Raw genomic sequence first — 605 nt, 5'->3', positions numbered from 1 at the left:
GCGTCGAGGAGGATGACCTTCGCGCTGCGGGAGTCGATGTGGCGGAAGGTGCCGTCGAGAGTCTTGTTCGCGAGTTCGGCGATCTGTCCTGCCATTTCGACGCCGGTGGGGCCTGCGCCGACGACGACGAAGGTCAGGAGCTTCTCGATCTCGGCGGGATCGGTGGCGAGTTCGGCCTGGTCGAACGCGCCGATGATGCGGCCGCGGAGTTCGAGGGCGTCGTCGATGGTCTTCATGCCGGGGGCGTATTCGGCGAAGTGATCGTTGCCGAAGTAGGACTGCCCTGCTCCTGCGGCGACGATGAGGCTGTCGTAGCTGGTCTCGGTGACGCGCTCGAGGAACTGGCTGGTGACGACTCTGTTCTCGAGGTCGATCGCGTTGACCTCGCCGAGGATGACCGACGCGTTGTGCTGGTCCTTGAGGATCAGACGGGTCGAGGGTGCAATCTCGCCTTCGGAGAGGATGCCGGTGGCCACCTGGTACAGCAGTGGCTGGAACAGGTGGTGGGTGGTCTTCGCGATCAGCGTGACGTCGACATTGGCCTTACGCAGTTGTTTCGCTGCGAACAGGCCGCCGAACCCGGAGCCGATGATGACGACGTGATG

Annotated in this window: 1 protein-coding gene; it reads right to left on the bottom strand. The window is 63.8% G+C overall.

Features of this window, described 5'->3' with window-relative positions:
* The coding region (locus DK926_RS26275; RefSeq protein ID WP_114332833.1) for an FAD-dependent oxidoreductase at positions 1-605 on the bottom strand (605 nt) is incomplete at both ends.

The organism is Rhodococcus sp. Eu-32, from assembly GCF_003336925.1.
GTDB lineage: Bacteria > Actinomycetota > Actinomycetes > Mycobacteriales > Mycobacteriaceae > Rhodococcoides > Rhodococcoides kyotonensis_B.
Note: the sequence above shows the minus strand (reverse complement) of the source record. Positions and strands in the feature narration are given on the sequence as shown.